This is a genomic window from Blattabacterium cuenoti, from assembly GCF_014251695.1.
Taxonomy (GTDB): domain Bacteria; phylum Bacteroidota; class Bacteroidia; order Flavobacteriales; family Blattabacteriaceae; genus Blattabacterium; species Blattabacterium cuenoti_T.
In genome coordinates, this window is sequence record NZ_CP059195.1 from 208,461 (window position 1) to 230,944 (window position 22,484).

Sequence of the window (22,484 nt, forward strand, 5' to 3'; positions counted from 1 at the left end):
TTTTTATATTTTTTAATTCAAAATTGATACCTCTTATATAGATTATGAAAACAAAGAGTTTCCGTGAAGTTATAGCAGAAGCTATGAGTGAAGAGATGAGAAGAGATGATCGTGTTTATTTAATGGGCGAAGAAGTGGCTCAATATGACGGAGCTTACAAAGCTTCTAAAGGAATGTTAAAAGAATTTGGTGCACAAAGAGTAATTGATACTCCTATCTCGGAATTAGGATTTTCTGGAATTGGGGTAGGATCTGCTATGAATGGATGTAGACCAATTATTGAGTTCATGACTTTTAACTTTTCTTTAATTGCCATGGATCAAATTATCAATAATGCAGCAAAAATACGTTATATGAGTGGAGGACAATGGAATATTCCCATTGTTTTTAGAGGCCCCACTGGTTCTGCTGGACAATTAGGTGCTACACATTCTCAATCTTTTGAAAGTTGGTATGCGAGTTGTCCTGGATTAAAAGTAGTTATTCCATGCAATCCTTATGATGCAAAAGGTCTTTTAAAATCTTCTATAAGAGATAATAATCCAGTAATTTTTATGGAATCTGAACAAATGTATGGAGATAAAATGATGATTCCAGATGAAGAATATATTATTCCTATAGGGAAAGCAGATGTAAAGAAAGAAGGAACGGACATCAGTTTAGTCTCTTTTGGAAAGATCATGAAAATAGCTTTAAATGTCGCATCTAAATTAGATAAAGAAAATATTAGTGTAGAGGTAATAGATCTCCGTACTATACGTCCATTAGATTATGAATCTATCCTATTTTCTGTAAAAAAAACTAATCGTTTACTAATTTTGGAAGAATCATGGCCTTTTTCATCTATTTCTTCTGAAATTTCATATTTTATACAAAAAAATGCATTTGATTATCTTGATGCTCCTATTAATAGAATATCTTTGTTAGATACTCCTGCTCCTTATGCTTCTAATTTAGTGAAAACTTGGTTTCCTAATGAAGATAAAATAATCAATGCGATAAAAACAACTCTTTATTTAAATGTGTAATTTTTTTAAAAATATCAATAAATAGCTTGAACAATTTTATAAATATTTTCTGGTTTATCCATGGTATAATAATGAATGACTTCTATCCCATAATTTTTTAATTCTTTAGATTGATGAATAGCCCATTCAATTCCAATATGAGATACATTTTTTTTGTTTTTTGCTTTTTCTACTTCTTTGACTAATTCATTAGGAATATTTAAATAAAAACGAGATGGAAGACTATTTAATTGTTTTTTAGAAGAAATAGGTTTAATACCAGGAATAATAGGAACTGAAATACCTTCTGATCTGCATTTCTTTACGAAAGAAAAAAATCTATTATTATCAAAAAACATTTGAGTTACAATATAATCAGCTCCTGCTTCTACTTTTTTTTTCAAAAAAAATAAATCACTTTCTATATTTGGAGCTTCTAAATGCTTTTCAGGATATCCAGCGACTCCAATACAAAAATTAAACGATGTAGATTCTTTTTTCTCAATAAACGTTTTATTATGATATTTTTCTATATTTAAATCTTTAACTTGTTTCACTAGTTCTACTGCATGTTTATGTCCATCTTTTTGAGCAATAAAACTTTTTTCAGATTTTAATGGGTCCCCTCTAAGAACCAAAACGTTGTCTATTCCTAGAAAATTTAGATCTATTAAAGCGTTTTCCGTCATTTGTTTACTGAACCCACCACAAATTAGATGAGGAACGGCATCTACTCCGTATTTATTCATAATAGCTGCACAAATACCTACGGTACCTGGACGTCTTGAAATTTTTTTTCTCTGTAAAAGACCATTATCTTTTTCTACATAAATAAATTCTTCTCTATGATAAGTCACATCAATAAAAGGGGGGTTAAATTCCATTAATGGATCTAAAGTAGAAAATATATCTTTAATATCATGTCCTCTTAAAGGTGGCAATATTTCAAAAGAAAATAAACTTTTCTTTGCTTTATCTATATGCTCAATCACTTTCATAACACAAAAATTTTTACTTAATATGATCAAATTCTGTATAAGGAACCAAAACTTTAGGAATATTAATTCTATTTTCAGTTTGATTATTTTCTAATAAAACAGCTATCACTCGTGGTAAAGCTAAAGCACTCCCATTAAGAGTATGACATAGTTCTATGTTGCCTGTAGGAGTTTTATATTTTAGATGTAATCTATTAGATTGAAAATTCGTACAATTTGATATAGAACTTACTTCTAGCCATTTTTTTTGTGCAATAGAATAAACTTCAAAATCGTAAGTTATAGAAGAAGAAAATCCAAGATCTGGCCCATTTAAACGAATAAGACGAAAGGGAAGATTTAGAGATTTTAAAATATTTTTTACATGTAAAATCATTGTTTCCAGAGAATAAGAAGATAAACTGGGGGTAGTTATCTGAATAATTTCAACTTTTTCAAATTGATGTAATCTATTTAATCCTCTAACTTTTGTTCCATAAGAACCAGCTTCTCTTCTAAAACAAGAAGTATAAGTAGTGGCTTTAATAGGAAGGTCTAAATCTGTTAGGATTCTATCTCTATAACAATTCATAATAGGAATTTCTCCAGTAGGAATTAAATAAAAATTATCTTTTTCTACGAAATACATTTGATTTTCTTTATCCGGAATTTGTCCTGTAGAATATCCAGATTTTTCATTAATAAGATAAGGTAAACTATATTCTGTATAAGAAGCTTGTATGTTTTGATCTAAAAAATATCGAATTAAACTTCTTTGTAATTTTGCACCTTTTCCCATATAAACCGTAAAACCGGAACCGCAGATTTTTGTTCCTAAATTTGAATCGAATAAACGAAATTTTTTAGATAATTCCCAATGTGGTAGAGGATCTTTAATAGAACAATGAATTTTACCTTCTTGAAAAAGAATATTATTTTTTTCAGAATTTTTTTTTACTTTTTCATCAGGAATATTAGGGATTTGATTTAATTTTTTTTCTAAAACTTGGGAAATTTTTTCTAATCGAATATTAATATTTTTTCTTTTTTTTTTTAGAAAAAAAGATTTTTCCTTTAAATATTTTATTTTATAATCATCATAACATAAACTTAAAATGTGACCTACTTTTTTTGATATTAAATTTTCTTTTTCCAATATTTTATTGAGAATGTTTTGAATTATTTTTTTTTTTTCGTCTAAAATTAATATTTCATTTATCAAATGTAATTTTTTGAAATTACGTTTTTCTAATCCCAATAAAACTTTTTCTTTATTTTTTCGTATAAAAGAGGTTTGAAGCATATCATTATGAAAAACTATAATCGTTATTTGTGCACAAGATACAAATAATATTTTCTATATTTGTATGATGCAAATGCATAAACTTTTTTATAAAAAAAAATTTGACCAACACTTTTTAAAAGATCAAAATATAGCAAAAAAAATTGTAAATTATCTTTCTTTTAAAAATTACAACACAGTAGTAGAAGTAGGCCCAGGATTAGGTATCCTAACTCAATATTTATTAGCTAATCCATCCAATCATGTTTTTTTGATAGAAATTGATAAAGAATTGATTTCTTTTTTAAAAAGAAAATTTTTTATTCCTAAAAATCAAATTCTTCATAAAAATTTTTTAAAATGGAATCCTGAAGAAATAAAATTGAAAAATTTTGCAATTATAGGAAATTTTCCTTATAAAATTTCTTCTCAAATATTATTTCATATATTAAAATACTATCAATACATTCCAGAATGCGTTGGTATGTTTCAAAAAGAAGTAGCAAAACGGATCACATCTTATAAAGGGAAAAAAACTTATGGAATTTTATCAGTTTTAGTTCAAACATTTTATGAAGTAAAATATCTTTTCACTGTAACAGAAAAGGTATTTTTTCCTATTCCTAATGTACAATCAGCAGTGATCTCTTTAAAAAGAAAAAATGAAATTATTTATTGCAATCAAAATATGTTATTTCAATGCGTTAAAATTGCTTTTAATCAAAGAAGAAAAAAATTAAAAAATTCTTTAAAATTCTTCAACCATATTCCAAATTTTCACAAAATTCCATTTTTAAATAAAAGAGCAGAAGAATTATCTGTAAAAGAATTTCTTAAATTAACAAAAGAAATAGAAATTAGGAAATGATAACTAAATTATTAGATGGAAATCTGTTAGCTAAAGAAATCAGAAATGAAATATCAAAAATTATAAAAGAAAAAATATTAAACAAAAATAAGCGGATTCCTCATCTTGGAATTATTTTAATAGGAAATAATAGTTCTAGTATTACATATGTTAATAACAAAATTAAAGAGTGCAAAAATATTGGAATCGAATATTCTTTAATACATTTATCTGTAAATACTTTAGAAAAAGAATTATTGAAAGAAATAAAAAAAATGAATCAAAATCCATATGTAGATGGTTTTATTGTGCAATTTCCTCTAGAAAAACACATGAATCATGATAAAATTATTTTATCTATAAATCCTAAAAAAGATGTAGATGGATTTCATCCTGAAAATTTTGGAAAAATGGCTTTGGATATGAAATCTTTTGTTCCCGCTACTGCATTAGGAATATTAACTCTTTTGAAAAAATATAAAATTCAAATATCTGGAAAATATACTGTTATAATTGGGAGGAGTAGAATAGTTGGAAGACCAATTAGCATACTCATGAGTAGAAAAAATGATACTGGAAATAGTACTGTAACACTTACTCATAGTAAAACTATAAACATAGAATATTATACAAAACAAGCAGATATTATTATAGTAGCAGTAGGAATTCCTGGATTTCTTAAAGGAAAAATGATTAAAACAGGAGCCATTGTTATAGATGTAGGAATTCACAAAAATGAAAAAAAAATATTAGGAGATGTTGATTTTTATAGTGTTTATGGAAAGGCATCTTATTTGACTCCTGTTCCAGGAGGAATAGGACCTATGACTCGTGTTATGTTACTTAAAAATACTTTAATGGCAGCATTAAATAATAGATAAGTAAGTGAAAGAGATTAGTTATCCTATACAAGAATCATTTTATTCTATTCAAGGAGAAGGATATTATTATGGAATAGCTGCATACTTTATTCGTTTTGAAGGATGTAATATAAAATGTAATTGGTGCGACACAAAAGAAAGTTGGAATATAAAAAAAAAAGATTTCGTTCCAATTCATAAAATTATTGCTAATGTAAATAATCATCAAGTAAAAACTGTTATTATTACTGGAGGGGAACCTACAATGTGGGATTTATATCCTTTAATTAAAAAACTTAAAAAAAAAGGATATCGTATTCATATTGAAACTTCAGGTTCTTATCCTATAAAAGAAAAATATGTAGATTGGATTACAATTTCTCCTAAAAAAATAAAACTTCCTTTACAAGAAAATTATAAAAAAATTAATGAATTAAAAATTGTTATTTCGGATAAAAATGACTTCTTATTTGCGGAAGAACAAGCTACTTATATAGAAGCTGCTAATTGTTTCTTATTTCTACAACCAGAATGGAATAATATTTTTAGTATTCTTCCAAAAATTATTTCTTACATTAAAAAAAATCCTAAATGGAGAATATCTCTTCAAATTCATAAAATATTAAATCTACCTTAGTAAGTATTAATATTTTGAATGTCTTTTTTCCAAAATATTAATAACATCTTGAATTTTAAATCCCTTTTTTTTCAAAAGAATGAGATAATGAAAAAGTAAATCCGCAGATTCATTTAAAAATAAATTTTTATTATTATCTTTAGATTCAATGATAAGTTCCACTGCTTCTTCTCCTAATTTTTGGGATATTCTATTAATTCCTTTTTTTGATAATTGATATATATAAGAATTGTCTTTTTTTTTTTGAATTCTATCCAATATTATATTTTCTAAATAAAATAGAAAATTCTTTTTATTCATTTCTTTCCAACATGTGTCCGTTCCTTTATGGCAAATAGGACCTGATGGTATTGCTTTTATTAATAATGTATCTTCGTCACAATCTACTAATACATCTTTAATAAAAAGATAATTTTTACTAATCTCTCCTTTAGTCCATAATCTTTTTTTTGATCTGCTATAAAAAGTCACTTTTTTTTCATCCATACTCTTTTTATAAGCTTCTTGATTCATATAACCTAACATTAATACCTTATCTGTTTTTGAATCTTGAACAATTGTGGGAATTAAACCTTTTTTGAAATTTATCATTTTTTTATATATTTTATTTTCTATTTTAATCTTATCTTACAGGTATATGAAGTTGATTTAAATAAAATTTTAATTTTGGAATTTCTATTTCTTTATAATGAAATATACTGGCAGCTAAAGCAGCATCCGCTTTTCCAGTTTTAAATATTTTGTAAAAATCTTCTAATTTTCCAGCTCCACCTGAAGCGATGACCGGTGTATCAATATTTTCTGATATTTTTCTAGTAATATCTAATGCAAATCCATTTTTTGTTCCATCATGATTCATAGATGTTAATAATATCTCTCCCGCACCTCTATTAGTCCCTTCCTTAGCCCAATCTAAAGTTTTGGTATGAGTTGAAATTCTTCCTCCATTTAAATATACCCACCATTCATTTTCTTCATATTTAGTATCAATTGCTAAAACAATGCATTGACTTCCGAATCTTTTAGAAAGACGTTCTAAAATATTTGGATTTTTAAAAGCAGCAGTATTAATCGATATTTTATCTGCTCCCGCATTTAACAAGAGTTCAACATCTTTTTCCTCTCGAATTCCTCCACCAACCGTAAAAGGAATATTAATATGACGAGAAATATCTTTTACTAAGCTAATTAATGTTTTACGTTTTTCATTTGTTGCAGTAATATCCAAGAATATTAATTCATCTGCTCCTTGTTTTGTATACCAACAAACTAATTGTATTGGATCTCCAGCATCTTTTAAATATTTAAAATTTACTCCTTTTACTGTTCTTCCATTTTTTATGTCTAAACAAGGGATAATACGTTTAGCTAACATTTTTAATTATTATTATTTCTTTATTGTTTTTTCAATCCAATCTTGAATATCAAACAATGATATTTTATTTTCATATATAGCTTTTCCAATAATAACTCCACTGCAACCAAAATTAAACAATTTGTTTACATCATCCATATTACTAATTCCTCCACTTGCGATAAAGTCAATATTGGGGAATTTTTCAATAATTTTTTTATACAAAAGAAAAGACGGGCCTGATAGAATTCCGTCTCTAGATATATCTGTACAAAAAATTTTTTTAACTCCATGATTACTTTTTTCTTGTAAAAAATCGAAAAATGGAAAGTCAATAAATTGAGTCCATCCATCAATTGCTATTTTATTGTTTTTAATGTCTACTCCTAATAATATTTTATCTTCTCCATAAGTAGAAATCCATTCTTTTATAAGAAAAGGTTTTTTAACAGCAAGGCTCCCCACAGTTGCCATATGTCCTCCATTTTCAAATACAGTACGAATATCTTTTTCCGAATGAATTCCCCCTCCAAAATCTATAATTAAATGTGTATACTTTGCTATTTTTTCTAAAATTTTCCAATGTATAACTCTTCCTTTTTTTGCTCCATCTAAATCTACTAAATGAAGTCTAGATATTCCATAATTTTCTAATGTAAGAGCGATTTCTAACGGATCTTTATTATAAATTTTTTTTTTTCTGAAATCACCTTGTATTAATCGAACACATTTCCCGTCAATCAAATCTATAGCTACTATAATATCCATTATCATAAATTTATAATTGAATAAAATTTTCTAATATTTTATGTCCTACATAAGAAGATTTTTCTGGATGAAATTGTACAGCATAAAAATTATTTTTTTGTAGTGCAGCACTGTAAGTGATTATATACTCTGTTTTTGCCGTTGTATATTTTCCTAAAGGAACATAATAACTATGAACAAAATATTGATAACTCCCATCTGGAATTTTTTTAAATAAAGATCCTTTTAGTTTGTGAATCGTGTTCCAACCTATTTGAGGAACTTTTTCATTTTTATCATTAGATTGAAATTTTTTTACTAATAAATCAAAAATTCCTATGCATGTAGTATTGCTTTCTTCTGAATACTTACAAAGTAATTGCATCCCCAAACATATTCCCAATACAGGTTGTTTTAATTTTGACAAAAGTAAATCCAATTTTTTTTCTTTTAAATATTTCATAGCATAATTAGCTTCTCCAACTCCAGGCAAAATAATTTTTTCTGCATTTTGAATCAACTCTTTTGAATCTGTTACTGTAGCTTTAACCCCAATTCTTTCTAAAGAAAAAAGAATCGATTGCACATTTCCTGCAGGGTATTTTATGATAATCGTTTTCATAATATTTTAAATTTTTTATAAAATACCTTTAGTACTAGGTATATGAGTAGACGAGTTTTTTTGTATTGCCATTTTCATAGCTCTTCCAAAACATTTAAAAATAGATTCTATTTTGTGATGATCATTTTTTCCTATAGCATGAATATGTAAATTGCATTTGGCAGATACAGAAAAGGATTTAAAAAAGTGAAAAAACATTTCAGTTGAAATTTTACCTATTTTTTCCCTAAAAAATTTTGTTTTCCAAAATAAATGACTTCTTCCTCCAAGATCTAATGCAATTGTAGCTAAACTATCATCCATAGGAAGAGAATAAAACCCATAACGTTCTATTCCTATTTTATTTTCTAAAACTTGATAAAAAATTTCTCCTAGAGTAATACCAACGTCTTCTATAGTATGGTGATCATCTACATAAAGGTCTCCTTTTATTGTTTGAATATTCAAATCTATAGAGCTATGAAATGCAATTTGTTGTAAAAGATGATCAAAAAAACCCAAACCAGTTTTAATATGAGATCTTCCTTTTCCATAAAGAAAAATAGAAATTTTAACATTGGTTTCTAACGTCCTTCGTTGATGAACGGATTTTTTTGTTGGAATGGATAATAAATATTCATAAACTTTTTTCCAAGTGTCAGTTTTTAAAGCAATTATTTTTTTCAGATCTTTTTCATCTATACTAGAATAGTAATTTTTTTCTTCTTTTGTAAAATTTTTATAATGATGATTATTTTTAATCCATATAGATTTACATCCTAAATTTTTAGCCAATAAAACATCTGTTAATCTATCTCCAATTACAAAAGATTTTGAAATATTGTAATAATCCGATTTTAAATAATTTGTTAGCATTCCTATTCCAGGTTTTCTATTCTGTGATTTTTCTTCCGGAAAAGTTTTATCTATATGAACAGAAATAAAATGAATTCCTTCAGTTTTTAAAATATTTAAAATATGATTATGTATAGGCCAAAAAATATTATCAGGAAACTGATCTGTTCCTAACCCATCTTGATTTGATATCATAACTAAATCGTAATCAAATTCTTGTACAATTTTTGAAAGAAAAAATATAACTTTTGGATAAAAATTTATTTTCTCAATAGAATCAATTTGATAAGTAGGAGGGGTTTCTTGTATAATTGTCCCATCCCTATCAATGAATAATATTTTTTTCATCATTTTTTTATTTTTTGAATGGAGTATTTTTGTATTTGATTTATTAAATACTCATTTTCTTCATGAGTTCCTACTGTAATTCTTAAACAGTTATCACATAAAATGATTTTTGAACGATCTCTCACAATAATTTTTTTTGTCATTAGATATTGATAAAGATTTTTTGAAGAAAAATTTATTTTTGCTAATAAAAAATTAGCGGAACTAGGATATACTTTTTGTATTATAGGAATTTTTTTTAAGGATTCTTGCATATACTCTCTTTCTGCAAGAATATTTTTTAAATGAAAAAAAAATAAGTCTCTATTTTCTAAAGCTTTAATAGCTATCTCTTGAGAAAGCATACTGATATTATATGGATGTTTTACTTTATTCATCCATTGTATAATCGCTTCAGAAGCAATGGCTATCCCTATTCTTGCCCCAGCTAAACCCCAAGATTTAGAAAGTGTTTGTAGAATAATTAAGTTTGGATATTTATCAATTTCCATAGATAAAGATTTTTGATTCGAAAAATCTATATATGCTTCATCTAAAACAACAATTCCTGTAAATTTTTTCGTAATCTTCTCTATATCTTCTCTTTTTAGATCATTTCCAGTAGGATTATTGGGAGAACAAATAAAAATGATTTTACTATGAGGATTCATAATTTTTTCTATTTTATCTAAATTTAATTGATAACTTTCCTCTATAAGAAAAATTTTAATTATATCCACTCCATGAATTTTTCCACTAACCTCATACATACCATAAGTAGGAGGAAAAATAATAACATTATCTATTTCTGGACGAGAAAAAATACGGTAGACCAAATCAATAATTTCGTCACTTCCATTTCCCAAAAATATTTTAGATGGAGAAATATTTTTAAAACTTGATATTTTTTTTCTTAATTCTTTTTGCAAAGGATCCGGATATCTATTATAAGAATTTAGAAAAGATAAAGGGGAACCGAAAGAATTTTCATTAGCATCTAAGAAAATTGAATTTTTTTCTTGATGATGTTCTGTTCTAGCAGATATATAAGGATCTAGATTTAAAATATTCTCTCTAATTAGAGAATTTAAATTAAATTTATTCATGCATTTACATTTTAAAACTCATTTTTTAATCGAATATTAATAGATTTTTGATGTGCAAGCAACCCTTCTTCCGAAGATAAAACGTTTACACATTCTGATAAATTTTTCAATCCTTTTTTAGATATTTTTTGAAAAGTTATTTTTTTTACAAAACTATCTATAGATACTCCACTATAAGATTTAGCGTAACCATAGGTCGGAAGTACATGATTCGTCCCAGAAGCATAATCTCCTGCACTGACTGGAGAATAATTTCCTAAAAAAACAGATCCAGCATTAATTACTTTTTCTCCCCAATAAGATGCATTTTTACAATTTATAATAAGATGTTCTGGAGCTACTTGATTTATTAGACTCAAGCATTCATCTAAAGATGTAAGAACAATTATTTTGCTTTTTTTCAAAGATTTTTCAATGATGTCTTGTTTATTAGAAATATCTAAAAATTGTTTTTTTAATTCTTTTTGAATTTCTTTTATCCAAGAAGGATTGTTTATAGTAACTAAAAGAACATAACTTTCTGGATCATGTTCTGATTGAGATAATAAATCAGAAACAACATATTCTGGATTTGCTGTTTCGTCAGCCATAATTGCTACTTCTGAAGGGCCAGCAGGCATATCTATAGATGTTATTCCTTTTTGAGATACAATTTGTTTCGCTATTGTAACATAAGAGTTTCCTGGTCCAAATATTTTATATACAGAAGGAATACTTTCTGTTCCATAAGCCATAGCTGCAATAGCTTGAGCTCCTCCTACTTTATATATACGTGTAATTCCTATATATTTAGCTGTATATAAAATTGACGGATGAATTTCTCCATTTTTATTTGGGGGACTACATAATATAATATTTTTACATCCTGATAATTTTCCAGGAATTCCTAACATTAATACAGTAGATAACAAAGGGGCATATCCTCCAGGGATATAAAAACCAATTTTTTCTATGGGAATAATTTTTCTCCAACAAAAAACTCCTTTTGAAATTTCTATTGGCAACTCCTCATGTATTTGTTTTTTATGAAAACATTTTATATTCTGATATGCAATTTCAATAGATTTTTTTAATCGATTTGAAGTTTGCATATAAGCTTTATCAAAATCTTCTTCTGTTACTTGAATTTGTTTTATATCTACATGATCATATTTTATTGTATAAGTTTTTAAAGCTACATCTCCGTAAATTTTAACATTATTAATAATAGGATCCACTAAGTTTTGTAAATGAGAAATATCTTGTAAAGTTCTATTGGAAATAGATTTCCATGTTTCATATGTAGGATGAATATATACTTGAATCATATCCATATTTATATTTTAAAGTATAATTTTTTCTATAGGAAGTACTAATATATCTTGTGCTCCAAGTGCTTTTAGATTTTCTATTATTCCCCAAAAATCATTTTCATTTACGACAGAATGCACAGAACTACATTCTGAATTTGCTAGAGGTAGAATAACTGGACTTTTAATTCCTGGAAGATAAGATATTATTTTTTCTAATTTTTCATTGGGGACATTTAATAAAATATATTTATTATTTTTAGCTTTTTTTACAGCTCTAATTCTAAATAACAATTTTTCCATTATGATATTTTGTGTAGATCCTAAATGTATATGTGAAGCTAATACAGCTTCAGATTGAAGTACCGTTTCTACTTCTTTTAATCCATTCATAAAAAGAGTGGATCCACTGCTAACTAAATCACATATACAATCGGCTAAACCTATTCCAGGAGCTATTTCTACTGCTCCAGATATTTCGTGAATTTCTGCATTTATATATCTTTTTCCGAAAAACTCTCTTACTAAAAAAGGATAACTTGTAGCAATACGTTTTCCATCCAAATCTTTAATATTATTGTAAGCTAAAGACTTAGGAACAGCTATAGAAAGTCTGCATTTTCCAAAACCTAAAGTTTCTTTAACTTTAATCCTTTTTCTTTTTTCTAAAAGAACATTTTTTCCTACAATTCCTATATCAGCAACACCGTCTTCTAAATATTGAGGGATATCATCGTCTCTAAGAAAAAGTACTTCTAGTGGGAAATTCAGAGCCGTTGTTTTTAACTTATCTATTCCAATATTAACTTCTATACTGCAATCTTTTAGTAATTTTATAGAATCTTCATAAAGACGGCCAGATTTTTGAATTGCTATTTTAAGTTTATTCATAATCCAATACAGAAAAAAAATAATAAAAGCTTACAAGAGTAAGCTTTTATTATAGTTTAAGTAGATCAAATTCATGCATCAAAATGCATTATGGCAAATATAAAAACTATTTTTAATATTTTATAATTCCCCTTTGGAATTACTTAGTCTATTTTTTTTAATAAAAATTTAAAATTATGAAAATTATAAGCTATAATATAAATGGAATTCGATCTGGAATTAATAAAGGATTATATAATTGGATAAAAACAAATAAGCCAGATATTTTATGTTTACAGGAAATCAAAGCCTTTCCAGAACAAATAGATACGAATATTTTTAATAATTTAGGTTATTATCATTATTGGGCCTCTTCAAAAAGAAAAGGATATAGTGGAGTAGCAATTTTATGTAAAAACAAGCCTATTCATGTAGAATACGGAATAGGATTAAATTCTATAGATGAAGAAGGAAGAGTATTACGTATAGACTTGAAAAATATATCAATAATTAGTCTTTATATTCCTTCAGGAAGTAATATGATGAAAAGATTGAATTTTAAATTCTTTTTTATGAAAAATTTTTTCTTACATATAAAAAGAATAAAAAAGAAATTAAATAATCTCATTATTTGTGGAGATTATAATATTTGTCATAAAAAAATAGATATTTATGACCCTATTCGGAATCAAACAATTTCAGGTTTTTTACCGAAAGAAAGAAAGTGGATGACTCATTTTATGAATTTAGGATTTATAGATAGTTTTAGAAATTTTGTTCAAGAAGCCCATCATTATAGTTGGTGGAATTATCGTTATAACGCTAGAAAAAATAATAAAGGATGGAGGATTGATTATGTTCTAGTTAGTGATGTTTTAAAAAATGATATAAAGAATGCCTACCACATACCAGAGGTCTGGTATTCCGATCATTGTCCTGTTGTGTTAGAAATTTTTTAATAATCATATAAAATGACCTGACTGGGATTCGAACCCAGGACCCTTACATTAAAAGTGTAATGCTCTACCAGCTGAGCTATCAGGTCTTTTATATTTTATTACAAATAATTATTAAATATACTATAATTTTATGTTTTTATGAAAATCACTTTAATTGGTTACATGGGAAGTGGAAAAACGACTGTAGGAAAAATTCTATCTAAAAAATTAAATTTAGATTTTTATGATTTAGATGCAATTCTTATTGATAGTAATAATGATTCTATTTGTAATATTTTTAAGAAAAAGGGAGAACTTTTTTTCAGAAAAAAAGAACATTTTGTATTAAAAAAAATTTTGATAAAAAAAAATAAATATGTTTTATCGGTTGGAGGAGGAACTCCTTGTTTTTATAACAATATTTGTTTGTTAAACAAATATTCAAATACATTTTATTTGAAAATGGATAGTTTTGCTTTATTTAAAAGATTATTTTTAGAAAAAAAAACTAGACCTCTAATTTCTCATTTATCTAAAAATGAATTGTTTTTATTTATTATAAAACATTTATCTACAAGAGCATATTTTTATGAAAAATCTTTAGAAAAGATAAATGTATGTGGAAAAACAAAAGATGATATAGTTCAAGAAATTGTTAAATATTTTAGTTAAAATCATCATGAAAAAAATATCATATAATCATTTTTATTTGGATAAAATTAAAAAATGTTTTTCATTTAATCCGTTACAAAAAAAAAAAATTAAAATATGTGTAGCTGTTAGCGGAGGATTAGACAGTATGGTTCTTCTCAATTTATTACTGGATATTCCAGAAATAGAATCAGAAGTAGCTCATTGTAATTTTTCTTTAAGAGACAAAGAGTCTAATGAAGATGAAATTTTTATAAATAATTTTTGTGATAAAAAAAATGTAATATGTCATATAAAAAAATTTGATACTTTAGGTTTTTCTAAAAAACATAAATTATCTATACAAATGTCCGCCAGAAAGCTTAGATATGCTTGGTTTACAGAATTATTAAAAAGGAATTCATATGAATATATGGTATTAGGCCATCATTTTGATGATTCTATAGAGACTTTTTTTATGAACGTTTTTAGGGGGACTGGTATTAAAGGTTTATTAGGGATCCCTAAGAAAAATGAAAAATTTATTCGCCCTCTTTCCGATTTCACTAAAAAAGAAATTTTACATTATGCAAAAATAAAAAATATAAAATGGAGATTGGATCGTAGTAACCAAGAAATTAAATATTTAAGAAATAAAATTCGTTCAGTTTTATCTACATTTTATTCTTTTTCGTTTTCTTTTCACAATGGATTAAAAAAAACCATAAATCATCTTTATGATGAAAGTGTTTTAATAGAAAAGAAAATAGAAGAGGTTCGTCAAGAAATAACAATAGAGAAAAAAGATTATCCATTTTTTTGGAAAATAGAATGTAAAAAGATAAAAAAATTACAACCTTTATCTTTTTATTTGTTTAAATTATTTTCTCCATATGGATTTAATGACATTAACAGTATGAAACATCTTATTGATGCACAATCGGGAAAGCAACTCATATCTAAAATATATCGTATTATTAAAAGTAGAAATGTTTGGATTTTAATTTCTCATCAACTTTTATCAGAAAATAAAAATAATACTTATATAATCCCGAATCTAAAAATTGTTAAAAAAATGTTTTTACCTGTTAATATAAAATTTTTTCTTAATGCAGAAAAAGAAAATAAAAAAAATATGTTCCTCATGGATTTTGATAAAATCCAATTTCCATTATTATTAAGAACATGGAGAAGAGGAGATTTTTTTTATCCTTTTAAAATGAAAGGAAAGAAAAAATTAAGCAAATATTATAAAGAAAAAAAATTTTCTCTTTTAGAAAAAGAACATACATGGTTATTAATTAATAAAAATGGATATATTGTTTTAATTATAGGAAATCGTTTAGATGATAGATTCAAGGTAACAAAAAATACAAAAAAAATATTAGGTATAAAAATATAATTGGATTATTATCTGTTTGTTTGATAATTTCAATTAGTATTTATTTTAATTTTGAAAAGAATTAGTTGTTCTATTTATGAAAGTACACAATTTCAATGCAGGACCTTCTGTACTTCCGAAAGAAGTTATTGAAAAATCAGCTCAATCTGTAATGAATTTTAATGGGACGGGATTATCTTTACTTGAGATTTCTCATAGAAGTATAGATTTTTTAGAAATTATAGAAAAAGCTACTCTTTTAGTAAAACGTATTATGAATTTAAATAATGATTATGCTATTTTATTTATTCAAGGAGGAGCTACATTACAATTTTCAATGGTTCCATACAATTTAATGAATCAAAAAGCAGCTTATTTAGATACAGGATTTTGGGCCTATAACGCTATTAAGGAAGCTAAAAAATTTGGAAAAGTAAAAGTTTTATTTTCCGGTAAAAATAAAAATTATACATATATATCAAAAAATTATCATATTCCATGCGATATGGATTATTTTCATTGTACATCTAATAATACAATAGTTGGAACACAAATGAAAATATTTCCTAAAACATCTATTCCAATAGTCTGTGATATGTCTTCTGATATTTTTAGCAGAGAATTAAATTTTTGTCAATTTAGTTTAATTTATGCTTCGGCGCAAAAAAATGTAAGTTCTGCAGGAATGACTATAGTGATTGTGAAAAAGGATATTTTAGGAAAATTTAGAAAAAATATTCCTTCTTATATAGATTATCGAATTCATATACAAAATGATAGCATTTTAAATACTCCAAATGTTTTTTCTATTTACACTTCTATGTTGACTTTGGAATGGATAAAAAATCAAGGTGGTCTTTCTACTTTAGAAAAAAAAAACCAGTATAAAGCTAAATTATTATATGATGAAATAGATCAAAATAATTTGTTTGAAAATAAAATACATAAAGAAAATCGTTCTAATATGAATGTTACCTTTTTTTTAAAAAATAAAAATCTAGAAAAAGAATTCAATAAAATGTGGAAAAAAGAAAATATTGTGGGATTAGATGGTCATAGATATTTAGGTGGATATCGTGCCAGTATATATAATGCACTTCCATTAAAAAGTATTCAATTCCTCATTGAAATCATGAAAGAATTCGAAAGAAAATTTTCATAATGAAATACGTAATAGAAAATCGATTTTTGAGAATAAAAAAACTGATTCCAAAAAATGTAAAAATTTTAGCAGTTTCTAAAAATCAAGATTTGTCTTCTATAGAAAAATTATACCGAGTAGGACATAGAGATTTTGGGGAAAATTATATTAAAGAAATGGTGGAAAAATATAAAAAATTACCTAAAGACATTCGATGGCATATGATTGGGAGAATTCAAAGTAATAAATTAAAATATATAATACCTTTTATTCATTTAATTCATAGCGTTCAAAGTACAAAACAAATAAATATAATAAATAGAATAGCATTTAAATATAATAAAATTATAAACTGTCTTTTACAAATAAAAATTTGTAATGAGAAAAATAAATCAGGAATAACTTTTCAAGAAGCTTCCAAAATATTGGAAAATAAAACTTCAAAACATATGAAAAATGTTAAAATAATAGGGATTATGGGGATCGCTTCTTTTCAAGAATTAACAAAAGTAGATGATGAATTTTTATATTTACATAAATTGTATAATGAATATAAAAATAAATACGGACATTACATCCTTTCTATGGGAATGAGTAGAGATTATGATTTAGCTATAAAATATGGAACTACAATTGTTAGATTAGGTACTTTAATTTTTGGAGATAGAACAAAAACTATCTGATAGATTTTATATATTTTTTTATACTTTCTTCCAGTTTATCATTATCTAATGATTGTATAAAAGAACTTCCAATAATCCCTCCATTAGCATATTGACATGATAAATCAAAAGTTTTTTTATCGTTGATCCCAAACCCAATCAATTTTGGAATATTGATTGACAATTTTTTTATACGTTCAAAAAAAGATATTTGTTGTTTTCCAAAAATAGTATGACTACCTGTAGTAGAATTAGAAGAAACTATATATAAAAATCCATCACTTATTTTACTTAACATAGATATTCTGGATGAATTAGTTTTTGGAGTAATTAAAAATATCATAGATAATAAATATTTTTTAAAAATATTTTGATATTTATGCAAAAAAATATCAACCGGGAGATCCGGTAAAATTAATCCAGAAACACCTGATTTTTTGCAGTTTTTTAAAAATTTAATTTTTCCAAATTTATAAAATTGATTGTAATATCCCATAAGAACAATGGGAGTTTTTATTTCTCCTTTTAATTTCTCTATTTGATCAAATAATAAAGAGATGTTCATTCCATTGTTTAACGAAATTTGATTACTTTTTTGTATAATCATTCCATCTGCTAAAGGATCAGAATAAGGGATCCCTATTTCAATTAAATCTACAGAAAGATTTTGCAAAATTTTTATTATTTTTCCTGTACTATTTAAATAAGGAAATCCTGCTGTAAAATAAATGCATAATATGTTTTTATTTTTATTTATAAATAAATTATGAATTTTATTCATTATTTGATAATTTAACAAAAAATTTGTCATAAATATTAATATCTTTATCTCCTCTTCCAGACAAAGTAACGATTACTATATCCTCCTGTTGTAGAGGTATTTTTTTTAATGCAGCTAATGCATGTGCACTTTCTAAAGCAGGAATAATTCCTTCTAATCTGGTTAATTCATATCCAGCTTGTATAGCTTCTTTATCTGTAGAATGTAAAAAATTTACACGTTTTTGAACAAAAAGATTAGCAAACATAGGTCCAATTCCTGGATAGTCTAATCCAGGAGAAACAGAATAAGCGGGAATAATTTGACCGTCTTCGTTCTGTAAAATAAATGTCATGCTTCCATGTAATATCCCTTTAGATCCGCAGTGAATAGCCGCAGCTGTTTTTTTAGTTTTAATACCTAAACCAGAAGCTTCTACGGCTATAAGATGAACAGAATCATTCTCTAAGAAATGATAAAAAGATCCCGCTGCATTACTACCTCCTCCTATACAAGCCACTACATAATTAGGGAATGAACATCCTTCTACTTCTTTTAATTGTACTTTAATTTCTTCACTTATAATAGACTGAATATCTGCTACCATTTGAGGATAAGGATGAGGCCCTACTGTGGACCCTATTAAATAATAACTATGAGGATGATTAATCCAATAACGAATAGCTGCATTTACTGCATCTTTTAGCGTTTTATTTCCGCTAAAAACTGGAATCACTTCAGCACCGAGAGATTTCATTCTTATTACATTACTATACTGACGTTTTATATCTATTTCTCCCATAAAAATTATGCATTCTAAATGCATTAATGCACAAATAGTAGCTGTTGCAACCCCATGTTGTCCAGCTCCTGTTTCTGCAACAATTTTTTTTTTCCCTAATTTTTTTGCTAATAAAGCTTGACCTATAGCGTTATTGATTTTATGCGATCCTGTATAATTTAGATCTTCTCTTTTAAGATAAATTTTAGCATTATATTGATTGGAATATTTTTGGCAAAAAAATAAAGGGGTAGGTCTACCTACATAATTTTTTAGCAATTTTTTATATAGTTTTTGATATTCACTACTTGTAATAAATTTTTTATATTTGTATTGTAATTCTATTATATTAGAATGTAACATTTCAGGAATAAAAGCGCCTCCAAATTCCCCATAAAATCCGTTTTTATCAACAAAATAATTCATAATTCTCTTATTTTTTTTATAAAGGCATTTAATTTTAAATAATCTTTTTTTCCTGGAAAAATTTCAAATTTGCTATTAATATCGATTCCAAACATTTTTGAATGCGAAAAATTTTTTATTTTATCCAAATCTTGTATTCCAATTCCTCCACTTAAGAAAAATGGGACTTTAAAAGTGTATTCATGAAGTTTTTCCCAACAAAATTTTTTACCACTCCCTCCATAATAAATAGTATTACTATCAAATAAAAAATAAGTACAAAAAGGAATGTAATTTTTAATTTTATTTAAATGAAAAAAATTATCTATTCTAAAACCTTTAATTAATTTTAATCCTTTTTTGAATAATTTTTCACAATAAAAAGGACTCTCTGTTCCATGTAATTGAATAAAATCTAGTTTATTTTTTTGTTTAATTTTCAATACATTTTCTTCTGATTCATTAACAAAAACTCCTGTTTTTGATATTTTTTTTTTAAGTTGGGGAATAATAAAATCAAAGCCTACAAATCTAGGCGAATTAGGATAAAATATAAAACCAATAAAATCAGGAAATAAATCAGAAATTTCTTGTATATTAAATTTTATTCCGCATATTTTAACTTTCAATAACGGGGATTTCATATCATCTATTCATTAGTATTTTTTTTGATAAAGACTCAAGAAAAAATTGACAAATTTTTCCAGGATCTTTTTCTTTCATAAAATATTCTCCAATTAAAAAACCTTTAAATCCTTGTTTTCTTAATTTTAATATGTGATTAACATCATCAATGCCACTTTCTGCAATTTTTATATAATTATTAGGAATTTTTGAAGACAATCTAAAACAATTATCATAATCTACAGTAAAAGTTTGTAAACTTCGATTATTAATTCCTACAATATCCAAATTATCTGTAATCTTATCTACTTCAAATTCATTATGAATTTCAATAATTACTTCTAAATCCAAAGTTTTTGCAAGTTTAGAAAAACTATTTATCTGATTTTTAGAAAGAATTCCGGCAATTAATAAAATTACATCAGCTCCTATAGATTTAGACTCTATAATTTGATATTCATCAATAATAAAATCTTTTCTTAATATAGGAATAGAAACTATAGAACGTGATTTTTTTAAATTTTCATTTTCACCAGAAAAAAAATGTTGGTCTGTAAGAATAGATATACCACTAACTCCTGCCGATTCATAATCGTGAACTATTTTTTCTACTGATGTCGTATTATTATTAATAATTCCTTTAGATGGAGACTTACACTTAAATTCTGCAATAATACCAGTATGGCTTATTCTTATATTTTTTACGAGAGATAAAGTTTTTCTTTCAAAGAAAGAACTATTTTCCAATTTTTTTATAGGATGTAGAATTTTGTTTTTGGATACCTCTTTTTGTTTGATAAAAATAATTTTTTCAAGAATATTCATAAACTTAATAATTTTTTTAGAATATTCTTTGCTTTTCCACTTTTTAATGAACGGTTTGCTTTATCATAATTATTTTCAAGACTATCTTTATTTAATAAACTTAATGCAAATGTGGCATTTGTTAAAACTACTTTATTTTGAGCTAAAGTTCCTTCTCCAGATAAAACACTAGTAAATATACGTATATTTTCTTCTGTATTTTTTCCTCCTATCAATTCATGAGGATTTATTTTCATCTTTTTATTTCCTATTTCTAATTCTTCTATAGAATAAAATCGTTCTCCTTTCGGACTATAACATTTGACATCACTGGTAAGTGTTATTTCATCATACCCATCTAAACTATGAATGATTGCGTAATTATTTCTCGTGTTTTGATACATATAATAATATATTCTTGCTAATTCTAAATTATTGACTCCTAACAATTGATTTTTTGGGTTTCCTGGATTTAATAATGGACCAAGTGTATTAAAAATAGTTTTCATTCCTAGTTCTTTTCTAATTTCAGATACAGTGCTCAATACAGGATGAAATATAGGTGCATGTAAATAACAAAAACCTATTTTATCCAATTGATTTTTCAAATTCTCTTCTTTATTAGTAAAATGATATCCTAATCCTTTTAATATATTTGAAGATCCAGTGATAGAGGAAGAATTAAAACTTCCATGTTTTATAACTTTTTCTCCTGTCCCTGCTACTATAAAACACGCTAAAGTAGAAATATTAAAAGTATTTTTTCCATCTCCACCTGTTCCTACAATATCTAGTGCATTAAATTCTTCAAGATTAATTCTTATAGAGACTTCCATTATAGCTTGTCTAAACCCTACTATTTCTTCTAAAGTTGGGTTTCTCATATTATATATAGTAGTTATAGCTACGATTTGTGTTTTATTAATTTTTCCTTTTGATAATTCTATAAAAAGATTTTTAGCTTCCTGTTTTGTCAATGTTTTTTCTAAAAAAAGATTTTCTAATATTTTATTCATAATTAATTTAAATTCAACCAATTACCTATTATTTTTTCTCCATATGGAGTTAAAATAGATTCTGGATGAAATTGGACTCCACGTACATCATAAAATTTATGACGTAAAGCCATAATTTCTCCTTTCTTTCCAATAGCTGTAATCTGAAGATCTTCAGGAAAATTATGTGGAGAAATAATCCAAGAGTGATAACGTCCAACTGTAATTTCTATAGGTAATTTTTTAAATAAAATTTCTTGTGAATCTACAATTTTGATTAAACTAGATATTCCGTGATATACCTCTTTGGTGTTTAGAAGAGTTGCTCCAAATACTTCTCCTATTGCTTGTAAACCTAAACAAACTCCCAAAATACTTTTAGTAGAAGCAAAAGTTTTCACTAAAGGTTTTAAAATATGCGCTTCATCAGGTATTCCAGGTCCTGGAGAAAGAATAATTTTATTATATTTTTTTACATCCGTAAGTTTAATTTCGTTATTTCTAGAGACTTGTATAGGATTTTTGGTTAATTTTTTTACAGCATGTACGAGATTATAAGTAAAAGAGTCATAATTATCCAAAATTAGTATTTTATTCATCATAA

25 protein-coding genes and 1 tRNA gene are annotated in these 22,484 nt (G+C 25.6%); 9 read left to right on the top strand and 17 right to left on the bottom strand.

Annotated features, from left to right (window positions below):
* Nucleotides 1-44 precede the first annotated feature (44 nt).
* Nucleotides 45-1,028: a pyruvate dehydrogenase complex E1 component subunit beta gene (locus tag H0H62_RS00960; RefSeq protein WP_185860887.1), complete on the top strand. Its 984-nt coding sequence runs from the start codon at nt 45-47 to the stop codon at nt 1,026-1,028.
* 14 nt (nt 1,029-1,042) lie between these two features.
* On the opposite strand, the gene metF is transcribed toward H0H62_RS00960, so the two are convergent.
* Together metF and serS are read right to left on the bottom strand one after the other, a co-directional pair.
* Nucleotides 1,043-2,005, bottom strand: a complete 963-nt coding sequence (metF, locus tag H0H62_RS00965) for a methylenetetrahydrofolate reductase [NAD(P)H] (RefSeq protein ID WP_185860888.1) — start codon at nt 2,003-2,005, stop codon at nt 1,043-1,045.
* Between the two features lie 13 nt (nt 2,006-2,018).
* Nucleotides 2,019-3,287, bottom strand: a complete 1,269-nt coding sequence (serS, locus tag H0H62_RS00970) for a serine--tRNA ligase (RefSeq protein WP_185860889.1) — start codon at nt 3,285-3,287, stop codon at nt 2,019-2,021.
* Nucleotides 3,288-3,354: 67 nt separating this feature from the next.
* Between serS and rsmA the strand changes: the two genes are divergently transcribed.
* Genes rsmA through H0H62_RS00985 form a run of 3 tightly spaced genes read left to right on the top strand, consistent with a single transcriptional unit; the run spans nt 3,355 to nt 5,610 of the window.
* Nucleotides 3,355-4,134: a 16S rRNA (adenine(1518)-N(6)/adenine(1519)-N(6))-dimethyltransferase RsmA gene (gene rsmA, locus H0H62_RS00975; protein ID WP_394366703.1), complete on the top strand. Its 780-nt coding sequence runs from the start codon at nt 3,355-3,357 to the stop codon at nt 4,132-4,134.
* On the top strand, nt 4,134-4,994 hold the full coding sequence (locus H0H62_RS00980) for a bifunctional 5,10-methylenetetrahydrofolate dehydrogenase/5,10-methenyltetrahydrofolate cyclohydrolase (RefSeq protein WP_185860996.1): 861 nt from the start codon (nt 4,134-4,136) through the stop codon (nt 4,992-4,994). The genes rsmA and H0H62_RS00980 overlap by 1 nt, the downstream gene beginning before the upstream one ends.
* A gap of 4 nt (nt 4,995-4,998) precedes the next feature.
* Entirely contained in the window at nt 4,999-5,610 is a 612-nt protein-coding gene (locus H0H62_RS00985; protein ID WP_185860890.1) for a 7-carboxy-7-deazaguanine synthase QueE, read from the top strand.
* A 6-nt stretch (nt 5,611-5,616) separates the two neighbouring features.
* On the opposite strand, the gene hisIE is transcribed toward H0H62_RS00985, so the two are convergent.
* The 8 genes from hisIE to hisG are packed head-to-tail and all read right to left on the bottom strand — an operon-like array spanning nt 5,617 to nt 12,780.
* Complete coding sequence (hisIE, locus tag H0H62_RS00990) at nt 5,617-6,201, bottom strand: bifunctional phosphoribosyl-AMP cyclohydrolase/phosphoribosyl-ATP diphosphatase HisIE (protein WP_185860891.1); 585 nt, start codon at nt 6,199-6,201, stop codon at nt 5,617-5,619.
* Nucleotides 6,202-6,232: 31 nt separating this feature from the next.
* A complete protein-coding gene (hisF, locus tag H0H62_RS00995) occupies nt 6,233-6,985 on the bottom strand; it encodes an imidazole glycerol phosphate synthase subunit HisF (protein WP_185860892.1) in 753 nt (250 codons plus the stop codon).
* 12 nt (nt 6,986-6,997) lie between these two features.
* Entirely contained in the window at nt 6,998-7,732 is a 735-nt protein-coding gene (gene hisA, locus H0H62_RS01000; RefSeq protein WP_185860997.1) for a 1-(5-phosphoribosyl)-5-[(5-phosphoribosylamino)methylideneamino]imidazole-4-carboxamide isomerase, read from the bottom strand.
* A gap of 10 nt (nt 7,733-7,742) precedes the next feature.
* Nucleotides 7,743-8,333 (bottom strand): imidazole glycerol phosphate synthase subunit HisH, encoded by a 591-nt coding sequence (gene hisH / locus H0H62_RS01005; RefSeq protein WP_185860893.1) that lies wholly within the window; start codon nt 8,331-8,333, stop codon nt 7,743-7,745.
* A gap of 15 nt (nt 8,334-8,348) precedes the next feature.
* The gene (gene hisB / locus H0H62_RS01010; protein WP_185860998.1) at nt 8,349-9,515 is read right to left on the bottom strand and encodes a bifunctional histidinol-phosphatase/imidazoleglycerol-phosphate dehydratase HisB; all 1,167 of its coding nucleotides are present in this window, start codon (nt 9,513-9,515) and stop codon (nt 8,349-8,351) included.
* Nucleotides 9,515-10,600, bottom strand: a complete 1,086-nt coding sequence (gene hisC / locus H0H62_RS01015; RefSeq protein WP_185860894.1) for a histidinol-phosphate transaminase — start codon at nt 10,598-10,600, stop codon at nt 9,515-9,517. Before hisC ends, hisB begins: the two co-directional genes overlap by 1 nt.
* Nucleotides 10,601-10,611: 11 nt before the next feature.
* Nucleotides 10,612-11,907 (bottom strand): histidinol dehydrogenase, encoded by a 1,296-nt coding sequence (hisD, locus tag H0H62_RS01020; protein ID WP_394366699.1) that lies wholly within the window; start codon nt 11,905-11,907, stop codon nt 10,612-10,614.
* Between the two features lie 15 nt (nt 11,908-11,922).
* Entirely contained in the window at nt 11,923-12,780 is an 858-nt protein-coding gene (gene hisG / locus H0H62_RS01025; protein WP_185860896.1) for an ATP phosphoribosyltransferase, read from the bottom strand.
* Nucleotides 12,781-12,956: 176 nt separating this feature from the next.
* Between hisG and H0H62_RS01030 the strand changes: the two genes are divergently transcribed.
* On the top strand, nt 12,957-13,718 hold the full coding sequence (locus H0H62_RS01030; RefSeq protein WP_185860897.1) for an exodeoxyribonuclease III: 762 nt from the start codon (nt 12,957-12,959) through the stop codon (nt 13,716-13,718).
* A 13-nt stretch (nt 13,719-13,731) separates the two neighbouring features.
* On the opposite strand, the gene H0H62_RS01035 is transcribed toward H0H62_RS01030, so the two are convergent.
* Nucleotides 13,732-13,804, bottom strand: a tRNA-Lys gene (locus H0H62_RS01035).
* 52 nt (nt 13,805-13,856) lie between these two features.
* Between H0H62_RS01035 and H0H62_RS01040 the strand changes: the two genes are divergently transcribed.
* The 4 genes from H0H62_RS01040 (at nt 13,857) to H0H62_RS01055 (ending at nt 17,532) form a co-directional block, all read left to right on the top strand.
* The gene (locus H0H62_RS01040) at nt 13,857-14,369 is read left to right on the top strand and encodes a shikimate kinase (RefSeq protein WP_185860898.1); all 513 of its coding nucleotides are present in this window, start codon (nt 13,857-13,859) and stop codon (nt 14,367-14,369) included.
* A gap of 7 nt (nt 14,370-14,376) precedes the next feature.
* Nucleotides 14,377-15,729: a tRNA lysidine(34) synthetase TilS gene (tilS, locus tag H0H62_RS01045; protein WP_185860899.1), complete on the top strand. Its 1,353-nt coding sequence runs from the start codon at nt 14,377-14,379 to the stop codon at nt 15,727-15,729.
* A 76-nt stretch (nt 15,730-15,805) separates the two neighbouring features.
* Nucleotides 15,806-16,870: a 3-phosphoserine/phosphohydroxythreonine transaminase gene (gene serC / locus H0H62_RS01050; protein WP_185860900.1), complete on the top strand. Its 1,065-nt coding sequence runs from the start codon at nt 15,806-15,808 to the stop codon at nt 16,868-16,870.
* A complete protein-coding gene (locus H0H62_RS01055) occupies nt 16,870-17,532 on the top strand; it encodes a YggS family pyridoxal phosphate-dependent enzyme (protein WP_185860901.1) in 663 nt (220 codons plus the stop codon). Before serC ends, H0H62_RS01055 begins: the two co-directional genes overlap by 1 nt.
* On the opposite strand, the gene trpA is transcribed toward H0H62_RS01055, so the two are convergent.
* The 6 genes from trpA to H0H62_RS01085 are packed head-to-tail and all read right to left on the bottom strand — an operon-like array spanning nt 17,525 to nt 22,482.
* The gene (trpA, locus tag H0H62_RS01060) at nt 17,525-18,292 is read right to left on the bottom strand and encodes a tryptophan synthase subunit alpha (RefSeq protein WP_185860902.1); all 768 of its coding nucleotides are present in this window, start codon (nt 18,290-18,292) and stop codon (nt 17,525-17,527) included. The two genes, H0H62_RS01055 and trpA, sit on opposite strands and share 8 nt — an antisense overlap.
* Nucleotides 18,285-19,478 carry a tryptophan synthase subunit beta gene (gene trpB, locus H0H62_RS01065; RefSeq protein ID WP_185860903.1) on the bottom strand — a complete coding sequence of 398 codons (1,194 nt, stop codon included), beginning with the start codon at nt 19,476-19,478 and terminating at the stop codon, nt 18,285-18,287. Before trpB ends, trpA begins: the two co-directional genes overlap by 8 nt.
* Nucleotides 19,475-20,101: a phosphoribosylanthranilate isomerase gene (gene trpF, locus H0H62_RS01070; RefSeq protein WP_185860904.1), complete on the bottom strand. Its 627-nt coding sequence runs from the start codon at nt 20,099-20,101 to the stop codon at nt 19,475-19,477. Before trpF ends, trpB begins: the two co-directional genes overlap by 4 nt.
* A 1-nt stretch (nt 20,102) precedes the next feature.
* Nucleotides 20,103-20,906 (bottom strand): indole-3-glycerol phosphate synthase TrpC, encoded by an 804-nt coding sequence (trpC, locus tag H0H62_RS01075; protein WP_185860905.1) that lies wholly within the window; start codon nt 20,904-20,906, stop codon nt 20,103-20,105.
* Nucleotides 20,903-21,901 carry an anthranilate phosphoribosyltransferase gene (gene trpD, locus H0H62_RS01080; RefSeq protein WP_185860906.1) on the bottom strand — a complete coding sequence of 333 codons (999 nt, stop codon included), beginning with the start codon at nt 21,899-21,901 and terminating at the stop codon, nt 20,903-20,905. The genes trpC and trpD overlap by 4 nt, the downstream gene beginning before the upstream one ends.
* 2 nt (nt 21,902-21,903) lie before the next feature.
* Entirely contained in the window at nt 21,904-22,482 is a 579-nt protein-coding gene (locus H0H62_RS01085; protein ID WP_185860907.1) for an anthranilate synthase component II, read from the bottom strand.
* Nucleotides 22,483-22,484: the final 2 nt, after the last annotated feature.

Bases quoted from the DNA above. Each gene is read 5' to 3' on its own strand.
- H0H62_RS00960 (WP_185860887.1), top strand. From the start codon at position 45: ATGAAAACAAAGAGTTTCCGTGAAGTTATAGCAGAAGCTATGAGTGAA.
- metF (WP_185860888.1), bottom strand. From the start codon at position 2,005: ATGAAAGTGATTGAGCATATAGATAAAGCAAAGAAAAGTTTATTTTCT.
- serS (WP_185860889.1), bottom strand. From the start codon at position 3,287: ATGCTTCAAACCTCTTTTATACGAAAAAATAAAGAAAAAGTTTTATTG.
- rsmA (WP_394366703.1), top strand. From the start codon at position 3,355: ATGCAAATGCATAAACTTTTTTATAAAAAAAAATTTGACCAACACTTT.
- hisIE (WP_185860891.1), bottom strand. From the start codon at position 6,201: ATGATAAATTTCAAAAAAGGTTTAATTCCCACAATTGTTCAAGATTCA.
- hisF (WP_185860892.1), bottom strand. From the start codon at position 6,985: ATGTTAGCTAAACGTATTATCCCTTGTTTAGACATAAAAAATGGAAGA.
- hisA (WP_185860997.1), bottom strand. From the start codon at position 7,732: ATGGATATTATAGTAGCTATAGATTTGATTGACGGGAAATGTGTTCGA.
- hisH (WP_185860893.1), bottom strand. From the start codon at position 8,333: ATGAAAACGATTATCATAAAATACCCTGCAGGAAATGTGCAATCGATT.
- hisB (WP_185860998.1), bottom strand. From the start codon at position 9,515: ATGAAAAAAATATTATTCATTGATAGGGATGGGACAATTATACAAGAA.
- hisC (WP_185860894.1), bottom strand. From the start codon at position 10,600: ATGAATAAATTTAATTTAAATTCTCTAATTAGAGAGAATATTTTAAAT.
- hisD (WP_394366699.1), bottom strand. From the start codon at position 11,907: ATGATTCAAGTATATATTCATCCTACATATGAAACATGGAAATCTATT.
- hisG (WP_185860896.1), bottom strand. From the start codon at position 12,780: ATGAATAAACTTAAAATAGCAATTCAAAAATCTGGCCGTCTTTATGAA.
- H0H62_RS01030 (WP_185860897.1), top strand. From the start codon at position 12,957: ATGAAAATTATAAGCTATAATATAAATGGAATTCGATCTGGAATTAAT.
- H0H62_RS01040 (WP_185860898.1), top strand. From the start codon at position 13,857: ATGAAAATCACTTTAATTGGTTACATGGGAAGTGGAAAAACGACTGTA.
- tilS (WP_185860899.1), top strand. From the start codon at position 14,377: ATGAAAAAAATATCATATAATCATTTTTATTTGGATAAAATTAAAAAA.
- serC (WP_185860900.1), top strand. From the start codon at position 15,806: ATGAAAGTACACAATTTCAATGCAGGACCTTCTGTACTTCCGAAAGAA.
- H0H62_RS01055 (WP_185860901.1), top strand. From the start codon at position 16,870: ATGAAATACGTAATAGAAAATCGATTTTTGAGAATAAAAAAACTGATT.
- trpA (WP_185860902.1), bottom strand. From the start codon at position 18,292: ATGAATAAAATTCATAATTTATTTATAAATAAAAATAAAAACATATTA.
- trpB (WP_185860903.1), bottom strand. From the start codon at position 19,478: ATGAATTATTTTGTTGATAAAAACGGATTTTATGGGGAATTTGGAGGC.
- trpF (WP_185860904.1), bottom strand. From the start codon at position 20,101: ATGAAATCCCCGTTATTGAAAGTTAAAATATGCGGAATAAAATTTAAT.
- trpC (WP_185860905.1), bottom strand. From the start codon at position 20,906: ATGAATATTCTTGAAAAAATTATTTTTATCAAACAAAAAGAGGTATCC.
- trpD (WP_185860906.1), bottom strand. From the start codon at position 21,901: ATGAATAAAATATTAGAAAATCTTTTTTTAGAAAAAACATTGACAAAA.
- H0H62_RS01085 (WP_185860907.1), bottom strand. From the start codon at position 22,482: ATGATGAATAAAATACTAATTTTGGATAATTATGACTCTTTTACTTAT.